The organism is Bradyrhizobium genosp. A (assembly GCF_049949275.1).
Lineage (GTDB): Bacteria > Pseudomonadota > Alphaproteobacteria > Rhizobiales > Xanthobacteraceae > Bradyrhizobium.
The window spans coordinates 5,427,802-5,441,419 of the sequence record NZ_CP188196.1 but is presented as its reverse complement, the minus strand read 5'-3'; the positions used below and the strand labels follow the sequence as shown (position 1 = coordinate 5,441,419).

At 63.8% G+C, this 13,618-nt stretch carries 15 protein-coding genes; 9 read left to right on the top strand and 6 right to left on the bottom strand.

What is annotated here, in order from left to right; translation table 11 throughout:
* The first annotated feature begins 62 nt into the window (after positions 1-62).
* Positions 63-1,235 carry an MFS transporter gene (locus tag ACP2YP_RS25415; RefSeq protein ID WP_426419021.1) on the top strand — a complete coding sequence of 391 codons (1,173 nt, stop codon included), beginning with the start codon at positions 63-65 and terminating at the stop codon, positions 1,233-1,235.
* Between the two features lie 91 nt (positions 1,236-1,326).
* On the top strand, positions 1,327-1,716 hold the full coding sequence (locus ACP2YP_RS25410) for a hypothetical protein (RefSeq protein WP_426419020.1): 390 nt from the start codon (positions 1,327-1,329) through the stop codon (positions 1,714-1,716).
* A 113-nt stretch (positions 1,717-1,829) separates the two neighbouring features.
* On the opposite strand, the gene ACP2YP_RS25405 is transcribed toward ACP2YP_RS25410, so the two are convergent.
* Entirely contained in the window at positions 1,830-3,137 is a 1,308-nt protein-coding gene (locus ACP2YP_RS25405; RefSeq protein WP_426419019.1) for an alpha/beta hydrolase, read from the bottom strand.
* A 362-nt stretch (positions 3,138-3,499) separates the two neighbouring features.
* On the opposite strand from ACP2YP_RS25405, the gene ACP2YP_RS25400 reads away from it, so the two are divergent.
* Together ACP2YP_RS25400 and ACP2YP_RS25395 are read left to right on the top strand one after the other, a co-directional pair.
* Positions 3,500-4,864 (top strand): APC family permease, encoded by a 1,365-nt coding sequence (locus ACP2YP_RS25400; RefSeq protein ID WP_426419018.1) that lies wholly within the window; start codon positions 3,500-3,502, stop codon positions 4,862-4,864.
* Positions 4,865-4,866: 2 nt separating this feature from the next.
* Positions 4,867-6,078 carry a hypothetical protein gene (locus tag ACP2YP_RS25395; protein WP_426419017.1) on the top strand — a complete coding sequence of 404 codons (1,212 nt, stop codon included), beginning with the start codon at positions 4,867-4,869 and terminating at the stop codon, positions 6,076-6,078.
* Here ACP2YP_RS25395 and ACP2YP_RS25390 read toward each other — a convergent pair whose 3' ends face one another.
* Both ACP2YP_RS25390 and yidD read right to left on the bottom strand, forming a co-directional pair.
* Positions 6,079-6,291 carry a hypothetical protein gene (locus ACP2YP_RS25390; RefSeq protein ID WP_426419016.1) on the bottom strand — a complete coding sequence of 71 codons (213 nt, stop codon included), beginning with the start codon at positions 6,289-6,291 and terminating at the stop codon, positions 6,079-6,081.
* An 84-nt stretch (positions 6,292-6,375) separates the two neighbouring features.
* The gene (yidD, locus tag ACP2YP_RS25385; protein ID WP_426419015.1) at positions 6,376-6,714 is read right to left on the bottom strand and encodes a membrane protein insertion efficiency factor YidD; all 339 of its coding nucleotides are present in this window, start codon (positions 6,712-6,714) and stop codon (positions 6,376-6,378) included.
* A gap of 241 nt (positions 6,715-6,955) precedes the next feature.
* Here yidD and ACP2YP_RS25380 point away from each other — a divergent pair, with 241 nt between their 5' ends.
* Positions 6,956-7,858 carry a hypothetical protein gene (locus ACP2YP_RS25380; RefSeq protein ID WP_426419014.1) on the top strand — a complete coding sequence of 301 codons (903 nt, stop codon included), beginning with the start codon at positions 6,956-6,958 and terminating at the stop codon, positions 7,856-7,858.
* Between the two features lie 16 nt (positions 7,859-7,874).
* Here the strand turns inward: ACP2YP_RS25380 and ACP2YP_RS25375 are convergent, their stop codons facing one another.
* On the bottom strand, positions 7,875-8,330 hold the full coding sequence (locus ACP2YP_RS25375; RefSeq protein ID WP_426419013.1) for an iron-sulfur cluster assembly scaffold protein: 456 nt from the start codon (positions 8,328-8,330) through the stop codon (positions 7,875-7,877).
* Between the two features lie 243 nt (positions 8,331-8,573).
* Between ACP2YP_RS25375 and folE the strand changes: the two genes are divergently transcribed.
* The 4 genes from folE to ACP2YP_RS25355 all read left to right on the top strand — a co-directional run bounded on the left by folE (position 8,574) and on the right by ACP2YP_RS25355 (position 12,315).
* Complete coding sequence (gene folE, locus ACP2YP_RS25370; protein ID WP_426419012.1) at positions 8,574-9,266, top strand: GTP cyclohydrolase I FolE; 693 nt, start codon at positions 8,574-8,576, stop codon at positions 9,264-9,266.
* Between the two features lie 27 nt (positions 9,267-9,293).
* Entirely contained in the window at positions 9,294-9,716 is a 423-nt protein-coding gene (hisI, locus tag ACP2YP_RS25365; protein WP_426419011.1) for a phosphoribosyl-AMP cyclohydrolase, read from the top strand.
* A gap of 247 nt (positions 9,717-9,963) precedes the next feature.
* The gene (locus ACP2YP_RS25360) at positions 9,964-10,980 is read left to right on the top strand and encodes a transglycosylase SLT domain-containing protein (protein WP_426419010.1); all 1,017 of its coding nucleotides are present in this window, start codon (positions 9,964-9,966) and stop codon (positions 10,978-10,980) included.
* Between the two features lie 159 nt (positions 10,981-11,139).
* The gene (locus tag ACP2YP_RS25355; RefSeq protein ID WP_426419009.1) at positions 11,140-12,315 is read left to right on the top strand and encodes a DUF2336 domain-containing protein; all 1,176 of its coding nucleotides are present in this window, start codon (positions 11,140-11,142) and stop codon (positions 12,313-12,315) included.
* Between the two features lie 123 nt (positions 12,316-12,438).
* On the opposite strand, the gene ACP2YP_RS25350 is transcribed toward ACP2YP_RS25355, so the two are convergent.
* The gene (locus ACP2YP_RS25350) at positions 12,439-13,017 is read right to left on the bottom strand and encodes an Hpt domain-containing protein (protein WP_426419008.1); all 579 of its coding nucleotides are present in this window, start codon (positions 13,015-13,017) and stop codon (positions 12,439-12,441) included.
* A gap of 30 nt (positions 13,018-13,047) precedes the next feature.
* The gene (locus ACP2YP_RS25345) at positions 13,048-13,593 is read right to left on the bottom strand and encodes a response regulator (RefSeq protein ID WP_148778380.1); all 546 of its coding nucleotides are present in this window, start codon (positions 13,591-13,593) and stop codon (positions 13,048-13,050) included.
* Positions 13,594-13,618 lie beyond the last annotated feature (25 nt).

The window sequence follows — 13,618 nt, the reverse complement described above, 5'->3', positions numbered from 1 at the left end:
TGCTCCAACTATTGCGGCCAATGCCCTTTCACTGGTCGCGGGTCTGGTCTACATGCATTTGCATGGAAAATCCTCGCGCCGGCCGTTTCACGCCAACCGCCCTGATGCTCGGCAATCTCGTCACCGGTTGCTCGGTGCTGGCGCCGGCGGGGATGCTGCCGGAATTGTCCGCGGGGCTTGGGATCAGCATCCATGCGGCCGGGCTGCTCATCACCTTTGGTGCGATTACGTTGTGCATCGGCTCACCGCTGACGGCGTGGCTGACCAGCCGCATCGAACGGCGGATATTGCTTACCACCACACTCGCGGTGCTCGCTTTTGGCAATGTCGCCTCGGCCTTTGCACCCGATTATATGAGCCTCCTTGTCATCCGCCTCGTGATGCTCGCCGTCGGCGCGCTCTATACGCCGCAGGCTGCCGGTACGGCGGCGCTGATCGTGCCGGCGGAGCGGCGTGGCAGCACGATTGCCTACATCTTCCTCGGCTGGTCGTTGGCTGCCGCCGTCGGCCTTCCTCTGATCACGTTCATCGCCAGCCGCTATGGCTGGCGCGCCGCCTATGGCGAGATCGGCGCGCTCGGCTGCATCAGCTTCGTGTTGCTGCTGGTGCGCCTGCCGGCCGGCTTGAAGGGTACGCCGGTCGACCTGAAAACCTGGAGCGAGGTCGGACGCAACAAGACGATCCTGCTGCTGCTCGCGATCACGATGCTGCAGATGTCCGGACAATTCGCAGTGTTTACTTTCATGGGCCCGCTGCTCAAGAAGCTGACCGAGGCGAGCCCGGACGCGATCGGCCTGGTGTTCGGCATCTATGGGGTGTGCGGTTTTCTCGGCGTTGCGGTGGCGACCCGCATCGTCGACACATGGGGGCCATATCGGACCTCGTTGCTGTTCACGTGCCTGTTACTCGCGGGCACCACCGGGTGGGCGCTGAGCGCGGGCACCCTCGTGCTGATGGCGATCGCGGTGGCGATCTGGGGACTCGGCTTTGCCTCGACCAACTCGATGCAGCAGGTGCGGCTGGTCGCGGCGGCGCCGCCGCTTGCGCCCGCAACCGTCGCGCTCAATACGTCAGTCCTCTATATCGGCCAGGCCATTGGCTCGGCCGTCGGGGGGCTGCTGTTTGCCCGCGAACTGCTGCACAGCACAGGTTTCGTGGCGGTCGGCTTTGTCGTGCTGGCGCTGGTGCTGGTGCTTGTGAGCCGGCCACGGCCCGCTGCTGCCGCCCCAGGCTGAAGCCGACCTTTCCTGTGTGCAAAGGCGCTTGGCAAACCGCGCGGGAGAGCGCTAGAACGCCCGTCGTGGGGACCAAAGAGAGTTGACTGAAATGAGGATGATTCTGGCGGTTGCCGCGGTGCTCTATTCAGCCTCCGCGTTTGCGCAGACCGACAAGCCACCGATGGTGGGGGACAAGCCGCTGGTGCAGGTGAAGCCCAAGGGGACTAAGGCCGGCGCCAAAGAGGCCGCCGCCAAGCCGGCTGCAGCGCCCAAGGGCAAGCCGCAATCGATCGCGGCTCGGCTTCAGGCCTGTCTCGATACCGACGACGGCACCAAGGACCGGCTCAACTGCTACGACGCCATTATCCCGCCGACGCCCAAGCCGAAGCCGGCGAAGGCCAAGGGCTACGCCGATTGCCGGTTTTTCAAAGAAGAGGACGAGCGGCTGGCCTGCTTCAACGGCTTTGCCGAGAGCATTCCGAAGCTGCCCAAAAGCTGAAGCTCAAGAGCTGAGGTTCGAGGGCCGGATGGCTAGTCGCTGATCCGGCTCAATATGGCCCTGAAGGCAACGCCCCGCAGCGCGTCGAAATGCCGGCGCGCGCTATATCCGGATTAACGACTTGATGCGGATGAGCTGGTGGCTGCGACGCGCGTCAGCGCCAGTGCCGGGGTTGCGGACATTTTCACCAGCACGTCCTTGAGCGGGTATTGCGTCCACGCGCGGTTGACGTAGTCGCGGTGGGTGATGCCGTCGCCGGTTTCGACGAACACGACACTGCCGGGACGTAAGGGTCCATCCATGTCTTCGGAAACACCGATGCCCTTCTGTCGCAACATGCTCATCAACTCGCGGTCGCGCCGCGCGGTGTAGTGAGTATAGGAGCTGACGAAGAAGCCCGAGCGATGGCTCTCGATCCAGGACGCGAACTTGTCCATTTCGCCATAGACCGCATCGAGCAGCACGACGCCACGGACGCGGTCGCTGATGCCGCCGACCTCGAGGCTCCAGGCGGTCGGCAGGAAGCCGCCGCTATAGCCGACGATCACGATCGGCATGTTGGCAAAGGCACGTGCGCTGTTGGGATCGCCGGTCAGCTGCGCGAGGTGGCTGGCTGACTCTTCCATGAAGCGCTTGAGGCCACCGGGCTGCCAGAATTTTCCAGCGCTGGAGTCTGCGGCATCGACGGCCATCTGCGGCGCGAGCAGCACGGCATTGGCGCCGGAATCAGTGATCTGCTGCGGCACCAGCTGGCGGTCGCGCACGTCGCGCTCGAGCGTTGCGCCGTTGCCGTGGAAGAACACCACGATCACGCCAGGCTTGCGCACGTCGAAATGCTCGGGGACATGCACCAGCACGCGGCTGTCGTTGTAGGTCTCGTCCTGCCAGAACACGCGCCCCGAATAGCTGCGGTGGCCGCGGCGGTCGCCCTTGGAGATGTTGAGGAAGGGCGCGTCGGACGCCGGATTGTTGCCGAAATAGGGGAAGGCCGAGGATTTCATGCTGACGAGCGTCGTCAGGTCTTCGCGCGCCGGACGCTGGTAGGGGATCTGCGGCGCGAGCGAAGCGACCTTGTAGGGCGCCTGCTCCGGTGGCTGTTGCTGCACCGCGCGCTTGGGCGAGAAATCCGACATCTGCCGTTGCAGAAAACTCTCGTCCGCCGACGGGAAGCGCTCCCTAAACTGCGGGGCAGGGAAGCGATCCTCAAACGTGTCGCCGCTTGCGACTTGTTGACTGGAGCCGTGCGGATTTGTCTTCGCGACGATCTGGACATTGGCCTGCGAGTTCGCGGCGAGCGCCGCCGGATTGGGAGCTTGGCCGCATTGAACCAACGTCAGCGACAACGGCACCAAGCCTGAGATCAGGGCGAGCCGAAGCGCATGACGACGCGCGCCGGGCATCTCAGCCAGGTCAGCACGCATGTCTGCTCTCAATTTCGGAACGGCCCCGACCATCCACCCATGACCCCAAGTCACGACCCAAGTCACGTCCATCGGCGATCTTGAATTGAGCCGACTGGCGTTTAGGCGACGTTAAGCGTCCGGAGAAACTTCCCCACCTCCGGAACGATCAAAAAAGACCACGCAATCGTGTCGCGAATGTGGGAGCGGAGTACGTATTTCCGCGGCCGGCTCCGGGTTTATTGTCCAATGGCGGGGTAGAAAAGGTGGCCAATTACCTATTCTGACCGCCTCATTTAACCCTTGTTAACCCTGCTTGAATTGACTGAACCAATCTGCACGATGCCTCCCGTGAGGCGCGACGCCTGAGGCTCAGGACCCAGATGACGGCATCAGATGCGGGAACCGCGCCCTGGACCGGGCGGTTGACCGGCGGCTCCGGGGTTTCCGTTCTGGTCGCGACCGCGATCGTCGTTGCCGACATGATCGGGGTCGGCGTCTTCACCAGCCTCGGCTTCCAGGTCAAGGACATCCCCTCGGGCTTCTCGATCCTCGCGCTGTGGACCGTCGGCGGCATCGTCGCGTTGTGCGGCGTGTTCTCCTACAGCGAGTTGGGCGCGATGTTTCCCCGCTCGAGCGGGGAGTACAATTTCCTCGGTCGCGCCTATCATCCGGCTTTCGGCTTTCTCGCCGGCTGGGTTTCGGCGACGGTCGGCTTCGCCGCGCCGGTGGCGCTCGCGGCCATGGCCTTCGGCGAATACGCCAAGTCCGTCATGCCTGAGGTGCCCCCGATCCCGCTCGCCATCGGCGTGGTGTGGCTGGTCTCGATCGTGCAACTGACCGGCGTCAGGCACTCTTCCACCTTCCAGTTGATCTCGACCATCCTCAAGGTCGTGCTGATCGTCGCTTTCCTCGTTGCTGGCTTCGTCGCCGGCACGCCGCAGCCGATCTTCTTTGCGCCGCACGCCGGTGATCTCGCCCATATCGTGAGCGCGCCATTCGCGATCGGGCTTGTCTTCGTGATGTACTCGTTCTCGGGCTGGAACGCAGCGACCTACATCATCGGCGAGATGAACACGCCGCAGCAGAGCCTGCCGCGCGCACTGCTTGCGGGCACGCTGATCGTGCTGGTGCTGTATGTCGCGCTCAACGCGGTGTTCCTTTACTCGACACCAATCAGCGCGCTGGCCGGCCAGCTCGACGTCGCAAGCGTGGCCGGCACCGCCATGTTCGGAGGCCTCGGCGGGCGGATCGTCGGTGCGATGATCTGTGTCGGCCTGATCTCCTCGATCAGTGCGATGATGTGGATCGGCCCGCGCGTGATGATGACGATGGGAGAGGACATCCCGGCGCTGCGCGTGTTCTCGCGCAAGTCGACGCGCGGCGCTCCTGCCTATGCCATCCTGTTTCAGCTCGCGGTCGCCAACCTGCTGCTGTTCACGCGCAGTTTTGAAGCGGTGCTCGACTTCATCCAGTTCTCGCTGCTGTTCTGCTCGTTCTTCACGGTGGCCGGCGTCATCAAGCTGCGCATCACCGATCCTGATTTGCCGCGGCCCTATCGCACCTGGGGATACCCGTTCACGCCTCTGATTTTCCTGCTCGTGACCGCGTCCATGATGTACTACCTCTTGACCGAGCGGCCGGTGCAGTCGCTGTCGGGGATGCTGGTCATGCTCTCGGGTCTGTTGATTTATGCCGTTTTCCGCAGGCGGCCGGTTGCCGCTGCCACGTCACACGATCGCGAATAGACATGTTTCGTCCCATGAGAATTGCGGCCGTCGCTCTTGCCCTTGTGGCTGCGGCCATCTCGTCCGTGCGCGCCGCCGAGGTCACCTTCGACGACACTGCGCGCTTCCTCGCGGGCTTGCAGCCTTCAGCGGACTCGCCGCTGGTGGCGCTCACCAGGGACCCGTCCTGGCAGCATCACGCAAAATTCTTCGACGGCGCCTTCGCCCAGCTCGAGCAGCGGCAATTGTCGAAGATCCGGAGCTGGTCGGACGTCAATCTCGCCGCGCCGCGGCCCACCATGTTCTATTTCTTCAGCGGCCCGGATTTCCTCTACGCCAACGCCTTCTATTCCAAGGCCAGCACCTACGTGCTGGGCGCGCTGGAGCCGGCCGGTGCGGTGCCCGATCTGACCAGGCTGCCGCGCGGCTCAGTCAATGCCGCGCTCTACAATGTCGAGCGCTCGCTCGGCTCGATCTTGAGCTTCTCTTTCTTCATCACGAAGCAGATGAAAGTCGACCTGCACGCCAACCAGGTCAACGGCACCTTGCCGATCCTCTACGTCTTCCTGGCGCGCTCCGGCAAAACCATCCGCAACGTCGAGACGGTCGCGCTCGACGACAAGGGCGGGGTGCACACGGGCAATGACAATCCGGGGCCGAATGCCACACGCGGGGTCCGCATTACCTTTGCAGGCGCCGACGGCGAGGCGCGCACGCTGTATTATTTCTCGACCGACCTCTCCAATTCCGGCGCGCGTGCAGCCGGCTTCCTGAAATTCTGCGAGACGCTCGGGCCCGGCAACAGCCTGCTCAAGAGCGCGTCGTATCTCTTGCACGCGGGCAACTTCACCGTCGCCCGCGACTGGCTGCTCGCCAACAGCGCGATCATCATCCAGGATGATTCCGGCATTCCGCTCGCCAACTACAATTCGCGGCAATGGCGCTTCTTCCCGTTCGGCCGCTATCTCGGGCCGATCAGCAAATTCCCCGGCCGCTATCAGGAGCGTTACGCCGAGCTGTTCACGCGCGCCCAGCCGATCGATTTCGGCGTCGGCTATCGCTGGCGGATGCACGAGTCGAACTTGCTGCTGTCGGTGAAGATCCCCGGGAGCGAGGCCGCGCCGGCCGCGGAGACGACCTCGTTCGCCGAACCGCCGCCGAAGCCGCGGCCAAAACGGCCGCGTCCGCCCGAGCCGGTCGCGCCGCCGCCCGGACGTTTCTTCTGGTTCCGCTAGCTACCAGTGCACGCTCTGGCTTGGCACGATGAACGCCGTCGTGCTGGACGGCGTGGCGAGACTCGTCGCCAGATACCAGCCGGAGCCGAGGACCAGTGTAAGCAGCGCGATGATGGCGAGCATGTTAATGGTTCTGGGATCGTGATCCCTCGGATTGAATCTGGGATGTGAACCAAGCCTGAAGTGAAAATGAGGGCTGATTTTCCAGCGCATTGTTGTTTCCTCCCGTGGGAGCATCACAATAACGCGAGGGCGGAGTTCCGGTTCCAGTGTGATGCACAAAGCACCGCAGCATGCTTATGAGGCGTTGACGCCGCGCCAGCGGCCATAGCGCCAGGGCAGGTACCAGCGCGCACCCCTTGGCGCAGCGAGAGGTACGTTGTCGATGCCAGAGGTGCCGAAGGGGTTGCAGCGCAACAAGCGCGCGAGCGTCATCCAGCCGCCGGCCCAGAGTCCGAACCGCTCGATTGCCTCGTCACCGTACGTGGAGCAGGTCGGCAGATGGCGGCAGTTGTAGCCGACCAGCGGCGACAGCGTGTGTCGATAGAGCCAGATCAGCGCGCGACCGAATCTGCGCGGCAGCTGCAGCGCTTTAGTGACGGGAGTGGAACAATGCTCGCAGACTGAATGCTTCATGTGCGCTCTGCTACAAATCTCTGCCCCCGAATGCGCGGTTCCTGCGCAGGGAACCTCAAACCCGTTGCGGGCGCGCCATATTTTGCATGTTTTTAGGGAGCAGTGCAGCAAGTCGTATGGACGAGCTGTAGTCCTCCGGATACCATTTTTGTGACACGCGTGGAAACATACGTCTGTATGATCGACTCATCGAGCGCGAAGCGGGGATAATCGCCCATTGGGGCTTGGGGAAGGGATCAGTTTGAAAGTTCTGAAGTCGCTCAACCTTCGCGGCTGGTTGCTGGTGGGAACCGCCGCTTGTGGTGTCGTATTGGCGGGCGCCGTCGCGACCTTCGGCTCGTCGGCCCGGGCCGGCGTCTCGCTCGAAGAACGTAAGCTGCCAATGAAATTCGGCTGGGTCGCCTGCGAACCCAACTGCCGCGGCTGGGTCAGCGCGGTCGGCATCATCACTGCTGATACACCGAAAGATTTCGACGACTTCGCCCGCGGACGCCAGCTCGGCGGCGCGACAGTCGTGCTCGATTCCAGCGGCGGTTCCGTCAACGATGCCATCACGCTCGGCCGGCGCTTCCGCAATCTCGGCCTTCTGACCACTGTGGGCATCACGCATCAGGGCGGCGGCGGGCAGGGCGCCCGTCCGGCGGTCACCTCGGAAGCCTATTGCGAATCCATGTGCGTATTCCTGCTGCTGGCCGGCAAGAAGCGCTACGTGCCGGAAGCGGCCCATGTCCGCGTCCATCAGATCTGGATGGGCGACCGCGCCGATGACGCCAAGGCGGCGAGCTACAGCGCGCAAGATTTGATGATCGTGGAACGCGACATCGGCCGGCTCGCAAAATACACCTTTGACATGGGCGGGGCAGGCGATCTCCTGTCGCTCGCACTCAACGTGCCGCCTTGGGAAGATCTGCACGAGCTCGACGCAGCCGAGCTGAAGTTCACCAATCTCGTGACGACCGATCTGGTGGCTGACGTGCTGCCGCACGTGGACGTCACAGCGCCTGCCGTGGCGGAGCTTGCGCCGAAGACGCAGGCAAGGTTCGGCAGGGAGTCGGAACCGCAACCTGCCAAGTCGACCAAGACGGCGGAAGCCGCCGTCCCGACCGGCGGCGTGGCAGCACCGGCCGCGGCACCACAGAAGTAAGAGCTTCCGTCCAGTCTCAACCTTGCGCGGTGGCCGGCTGTTTCGCCTTGGTCTCGATCTGGCCGATCGCATCGACCACGGCATCGAAGGTCAGCAGCGTCGAGGCGTGGCGCGCCTTGTAGTCGCGGACCGGCTCGAGGAATTTGATTTCCTCCCACTTGCCTTCGGGAGGCGAACCATTCTCTTTCAGCATCTTGCGAACGGTTTCGCGTAACTCACGGAGTTCGCTCGCAGTCGAGCCGACCACGTGACTTGCCATGATGGATGAAGAGGCCTGGCCCAGCGCACAGGCCTTCACGTCATGGGCGAAGTCGGTGACGGTGTCGCCCTCCATCTTGAGGTCGATCTTCACGGTCGAGCCGCACAGCTTGGAATGGGCGGTGGCGGTGGCATCGGGGGCCGACAACCGCCCGAGGCGCGGAATATTCCCAGCCAGCTCGATGATCCGCTTGTTATAGATGTCGTTCAGCATGTGATGGAGTCCAACACTTACCTGCCGGATCGGCCTTGGCGGGCGCGGTCCACGGTCCTATATAGGGCTGGAACTGGCGGAAAAACAGTCCGGCGGTGCGTCGGCGATGATCCAGATCTGCATGGCCGGCGTTATTGCCACGAGACCTCTTTCGCCAAATACTGTTTTCTTCAGGCGTCCGGCGGCTTGTCCGCCCCGTCTGCCGGTGACACTCCGGCCGCAAGGCCGTCGAACGGAGAAGATATGGACGCTGCAATCAAATCCATCCGCCCGAGCAAGCCCTCTGACAAGCAATTCGAGAGCCGCCCGGCCGAGCTTGATCCTTCCGAATTTCTCGCGGCTGCCGTTCGCGCCGATCAGCCGCGCCCGGCTCGTGCCGAGGCGGAAGCTGCGGTGAAGACCCTGCTCGCCTATATCGGCGAGAACACCGGGCGCGAGGGCCTGCTCGACACGCCGCGCCGCGTGGTCGAGGCCTTCGACGAGCTTTATCAGGGCTATCACCAGTGCCCAGCCGAGGTGCTCGACCGCACCTTCGGCGAGACCGCCGGCTATGACGACTTCGTGCTGGTGCGCGACATCGAGTTTACGTCGCAATGCGAGCATCACATGATGCCGTTCTACGGCAAGGCACACATCGCCTATACGCCGGTGGAACGCGTCGTTGGCCTGTCGAAGCTCGCGCGCCTGACCGACATCTTCGCCCGCCGGCTCCAGACCCAGGAGCATCTGACGGCGCAGATCGCGGCCGCGATCGACGAGATCCTGAAGCCGCGTGGCGTTGCCGTCCTGATCGAGGCCGAGCATACCTGCATGTCGGTGCGTGGCGTCGCCAAGCATGGCGCCTCCACCTTTACCAGCCGATTCACCGGCATGTTCCGCGACAATCCGGCGGAGCAGGCCCGTTTCCTGTCCCTGGTGCGAGGCCTGCAGCGCTGACCTCGCGAATGATTGGCGAGGTTTGTCGTGTCCGCTCACTCCCATGAGATCGAGGAAGGCCTTTCCTTTCTCCCCAAGTTCGATGCTGCCGGCCTCGTGACCTGCGTGGCGACCGACGTCGCCACCGGCGACTTGCTGATGGTCGCCCACATGAACGACGAGGCACTACGGAAGACCATTGCCACCGGCGAAGCCTGGTACTTCAGCCGCTCGCGCAATGCCTTGTGGCGAAAAGGTGAGACCTCAGGTCAGACCCAGCGCGTGATCGAGATCCGCACCGATTGCGACCAGGACGCGGTCTGGCTTCGCGTCGAGCAGATCGGCGCCGCCTGCCACACCGGCCGCCGGTCCTGCTTCTACCGCAAGGTGGAAGCCGAGGACGGCGGGGCAAAGCTCGCCTTCGTCGATGCTGACAGGCTGTTCGATCCGGACGCAGTTTATAAGAAGTAGCTCTCGTCATTCCGGGCGCGCGCAGCGCGAGCTATGGTGCGCAATTGCGCACCTGAGAATCCATCACGCGGCATAACGCGCGGTGGAATGGATTCCGGGCTCATCGCTGCGCGATGCCCCGGAATGACTCGGGGCATGGAGCTGTCGCCAATTAACCCCGCGTTAACCATAATTGTCCCACGGTGAGACGATCAGGCGTCCGAATTGCCGGCGCCGCTCAAACGCCGCACGGGCCGGTCACGCCATCATGTCGGTCGACAATTCCAGTGCCTCGCAGACGGCCGCAACCGACTCATCGCGACGTATTGCGGGCGCGATCAAGCAGGCTTCGAACCAGACCGGCGTCAGCTTCGAATACTTGCTGACCACCGCCAAGATGGAATCGGATTTCGATCCGTCGGCCGGCGCCACCACCTCGTCCGCCCACGGCCTCTATCAGTTCATCGACCAGACCTGGCTTGGCACGGTGAAGGAGGCGGGTACCCAGCTCGGCTATGGCAACTATTCCGATGCCATCACCCGGACGTCGTCCGGCACTTACACCGTCGACGATCCCTTCATGAAGCGCTCGATCATGAAGCTGCGCGACGATCCCGAGGCCGCTTCCAGCATGGCGGCGGCGCTGACGCAGTCCAACAGCTTCAAGCTCACCGGTCTGCTCGGCCGCAGGCCGTCCGACAGCGAGCTCTATATGGCGCATTTCATGGGCGTCGGCGGCGCGGCGAAACTGATCGCCAATGCCGAGGACAACCCGCAAGCGGTCGGCGCCCGGCTGTTTCCCAATGCGGCCTCCGCCAACCGTTCGATCTTCTACGCCAAGGACGGTCGTGCGCGCAGCGTCTCCGAAGTCTATTCGGTGCTGAATGCGCGCTATGCCAGCGCTTCGAATGCAAAATCGACGCGCAGCGCCATGGCGATGTATGGCGACACGCCGTCAACCACGCAGGTCGCGAGCGCTAATGGCGTGCAGCCCACCGTGCCGATGGTCAATGGCGCGGCCTATCTCCAGACCTTCCCGGATGCGCGTGGCGTGACGCCAGTGAGCGCGACGTCGTCGACGACCGTCGCAGACAGCACGCCGATCACGCCGGCATTCCGTTCGATCTACCAGCCCGGCGATGCGACTCAGCCGGTCTCGACGACGGTGCAGAAATTGTGGGGCAACAACGCCTCGCTCACCTCGGCTGCATCAGCGACGCCCGAAATGCGTCCGCCGCAACCGCTCGATCTCTTCAGCGATCGCAGCGGCACGTTCTCGAGCTAACGCGCGATCGCGGCCGTTGAGCGGCTTCCGGCCCTTAACAAATCATCAATAAAACCAGCCAGTTATGGTGAACGCTTTGTTAAGCGTCGTGGTTTATTTTGTGTTGCAGGTGACACGCCGTCACCATTTCATTTTTTCGTTGCGTAAGCCGGAAGCACCATGATTGTTCGGCAGTTCATCAATTGGATCAGGACCGCGCCCGCCGGAGAGCGGGCGGAGGCAACGCGGGCATTGGCCCGGGCCTGGCTGATCTCGGACCTTTCTCACGACGATCGTGTCGCCGCCGAAGGCGCGCTGCTGATGCTGCTCGACGACCCGTCGCCGCTGGTGCGGCAGGCGATGGCCGAGGCTTTTGCGCGCAGCACGGATGCGCCGGCGTCGATCGTGCGGGCGCTGTCGGCGGACCAGCCGACCGTGGCGCTGCCCGTGCTTGAACATTCGCCACTGCTGATCGATGCCGATCTCGTCGACATCGTCGCGACCGGCAATGACGAGGTGCAGTGTGCGGTCGCCCGCCGTATCGCGCTGCCGGTATCGGTCTGCGCCGCCATCGCCGAGGTCGGCTGCGCGGCCGCTGCGCTGGAGCTGATCGAAAATCCCCACGCTGAGCTCGCACCATTCTCGTGGAATCGCATCGTCGAGCGTCACGGCCATCTCGCCGCGATCCGCGAGGCGATGCTGGTGCTGGACGACATTCCGGCGGCGACGCGCGCCGCGCTGGTGGCAAAGCTCTCCGAGACATTGGCGCAGTTCGTCGTGGCGCGGAATTGGCTGAGCGCCGACCGTGCCGAGCGCATGACGACCGAGGCGCGCGATCGCTCCACCATGAATATCGCGGCGCGCTCGCGCGGCGACGACATGCAGGGCTTGGTGAGGCATCTGCGGATCACCGGCCAGCTCACCGCGGGCCTGATCCTGCGCGCGCTGCTGTCGAGCAATCTCGAATTGTTCGATGCCGCGCTCGCTGAACTCGCCGATCTGCCGCTCGCGCGCGTCTCCGCTCTGCTGCACGACCGTGGCGGCAACAGCCTGCACGCGCTGCTTCGTTGCGCCGGGTTACCCGAGGCGACGTTCGCGGCGTTCCAGGTCGCGCTCGATGCCTGCCACGAACAGGGCTTTGTCGATACCGACGACACCGCGGCCCGGCTGCGCCGGCGCATGGTCGAGCGCGTGCTGACCCATTGCGAGACCGACCGCGGTGCCACCGAGCCTCTCATGGTCCTGCTGCGCCGCTTCGCCACCGAATCCGCGCGCGAAGAGGCGAGGTTGTTCTGCGACGAGCTCGTCGCGGGTGACACAATCGATCCGGTTTATGATGATCTGATCGCGGCGTAACGAGATGCCGTAGGGTGGGTTAGCCGCAGGCGTAACCCACCTCTGTACTTTCCGCGCAGACAGAGAAGTGGTGGGTTACGCTGCGCTAACCCACCCTACAATCTTCGCATTGACGAGAGAGCCTTACTCCGCCGGCACGATGCTCGGCGCCAGGATCACTTCGAGATGCTCGGGACGGTCGCGGTTGACGTCGGCGAGATAATCGTCGGCGACCTTGCGCAGACGGCGGCTGAGCTCGGCGGAGACGCTGATACTGTCGAGCTTGGTGTTCTCGTGCACGATGGCGAGGATCGCGTTGATGTGGTGCGTGAACAGCTCGGCCGGCACCTTCTCGAGATCCGGCGCATGCTCGATGACGCGGCACAGGCTCTCGGCAACTCCCGCCGCGGCCGGAAAGCCGAACGTGGCGGCGTCGCCCTTGATGTCGTGCGCGGCGTGGAACATCTCGTCGCGCCGCTCCTTGGTGAAGCCGTCGTTGCGGATGGCGACATAGGCGGCCGAGAGACGGCTGACCTCGGTCGCCATCCAGTCCTTGAACTCGCTGGCCAGACCGGCCAGCGCCTGCTCGGCGCGTGCGATTGGATCGTCCATGTCCTTTTGCTCGACCCGGCGCAGCACCTTGCGCAGCGGATTAGGCTGCGTGATCACATGATGCGTGGCGAAGGCCTTGACCTCGATGTCCTTTGTGCTGTTCTTCGCCATGATGCCTGCCTCGTCGGGTGAGACGTTGCGCTAGATGGAGGAGCGGGCCTTGTCGAGCAGCGAGGGCTGCTGGAGCACCTCGTGCTTTTCGCCGACGCGGCGCTCCGGGCCCATATAGGCGGAGTTGGTGTTGCGGCGCCGGTCCGGGCCGAAATAGGTCTTGGTCTTGATGAAGGGCCGGGGACTGGCGACGACATTGAGGATACGCTGGTAGAGGCCCTTGGCCGAGATCGGCTTGGCCAGGAATTCGGTGACGCCCGCATCGCGCGCGACCGTGACGCGGCGCTTTTCGGAATGGCCGGTCAGCATGATGATCGGCGCGTAGGGGTTGCCTTTGGAATCCGGCTGCCGGATCATCTGCGCGAGCTCGAGCCCGTCGAAGATCGGCATCGCCCAATCGGTGATGACGATGTCGGGCACGTAATGGCTGTACATTTCCAGCGCGGTGGCGCCGTCCTCGGCCTCATAGACCTCGCGCGCACCGAACGAATGCAGCAGCGTCCGCAGGATGCGGCGCATGTGCGGATTGTCGTCGCAGACGAGGAAGCGCAGCTTGTTGAAATCGATGCGGAACATGACGCCTGGGCCAGAGCGGTCAACC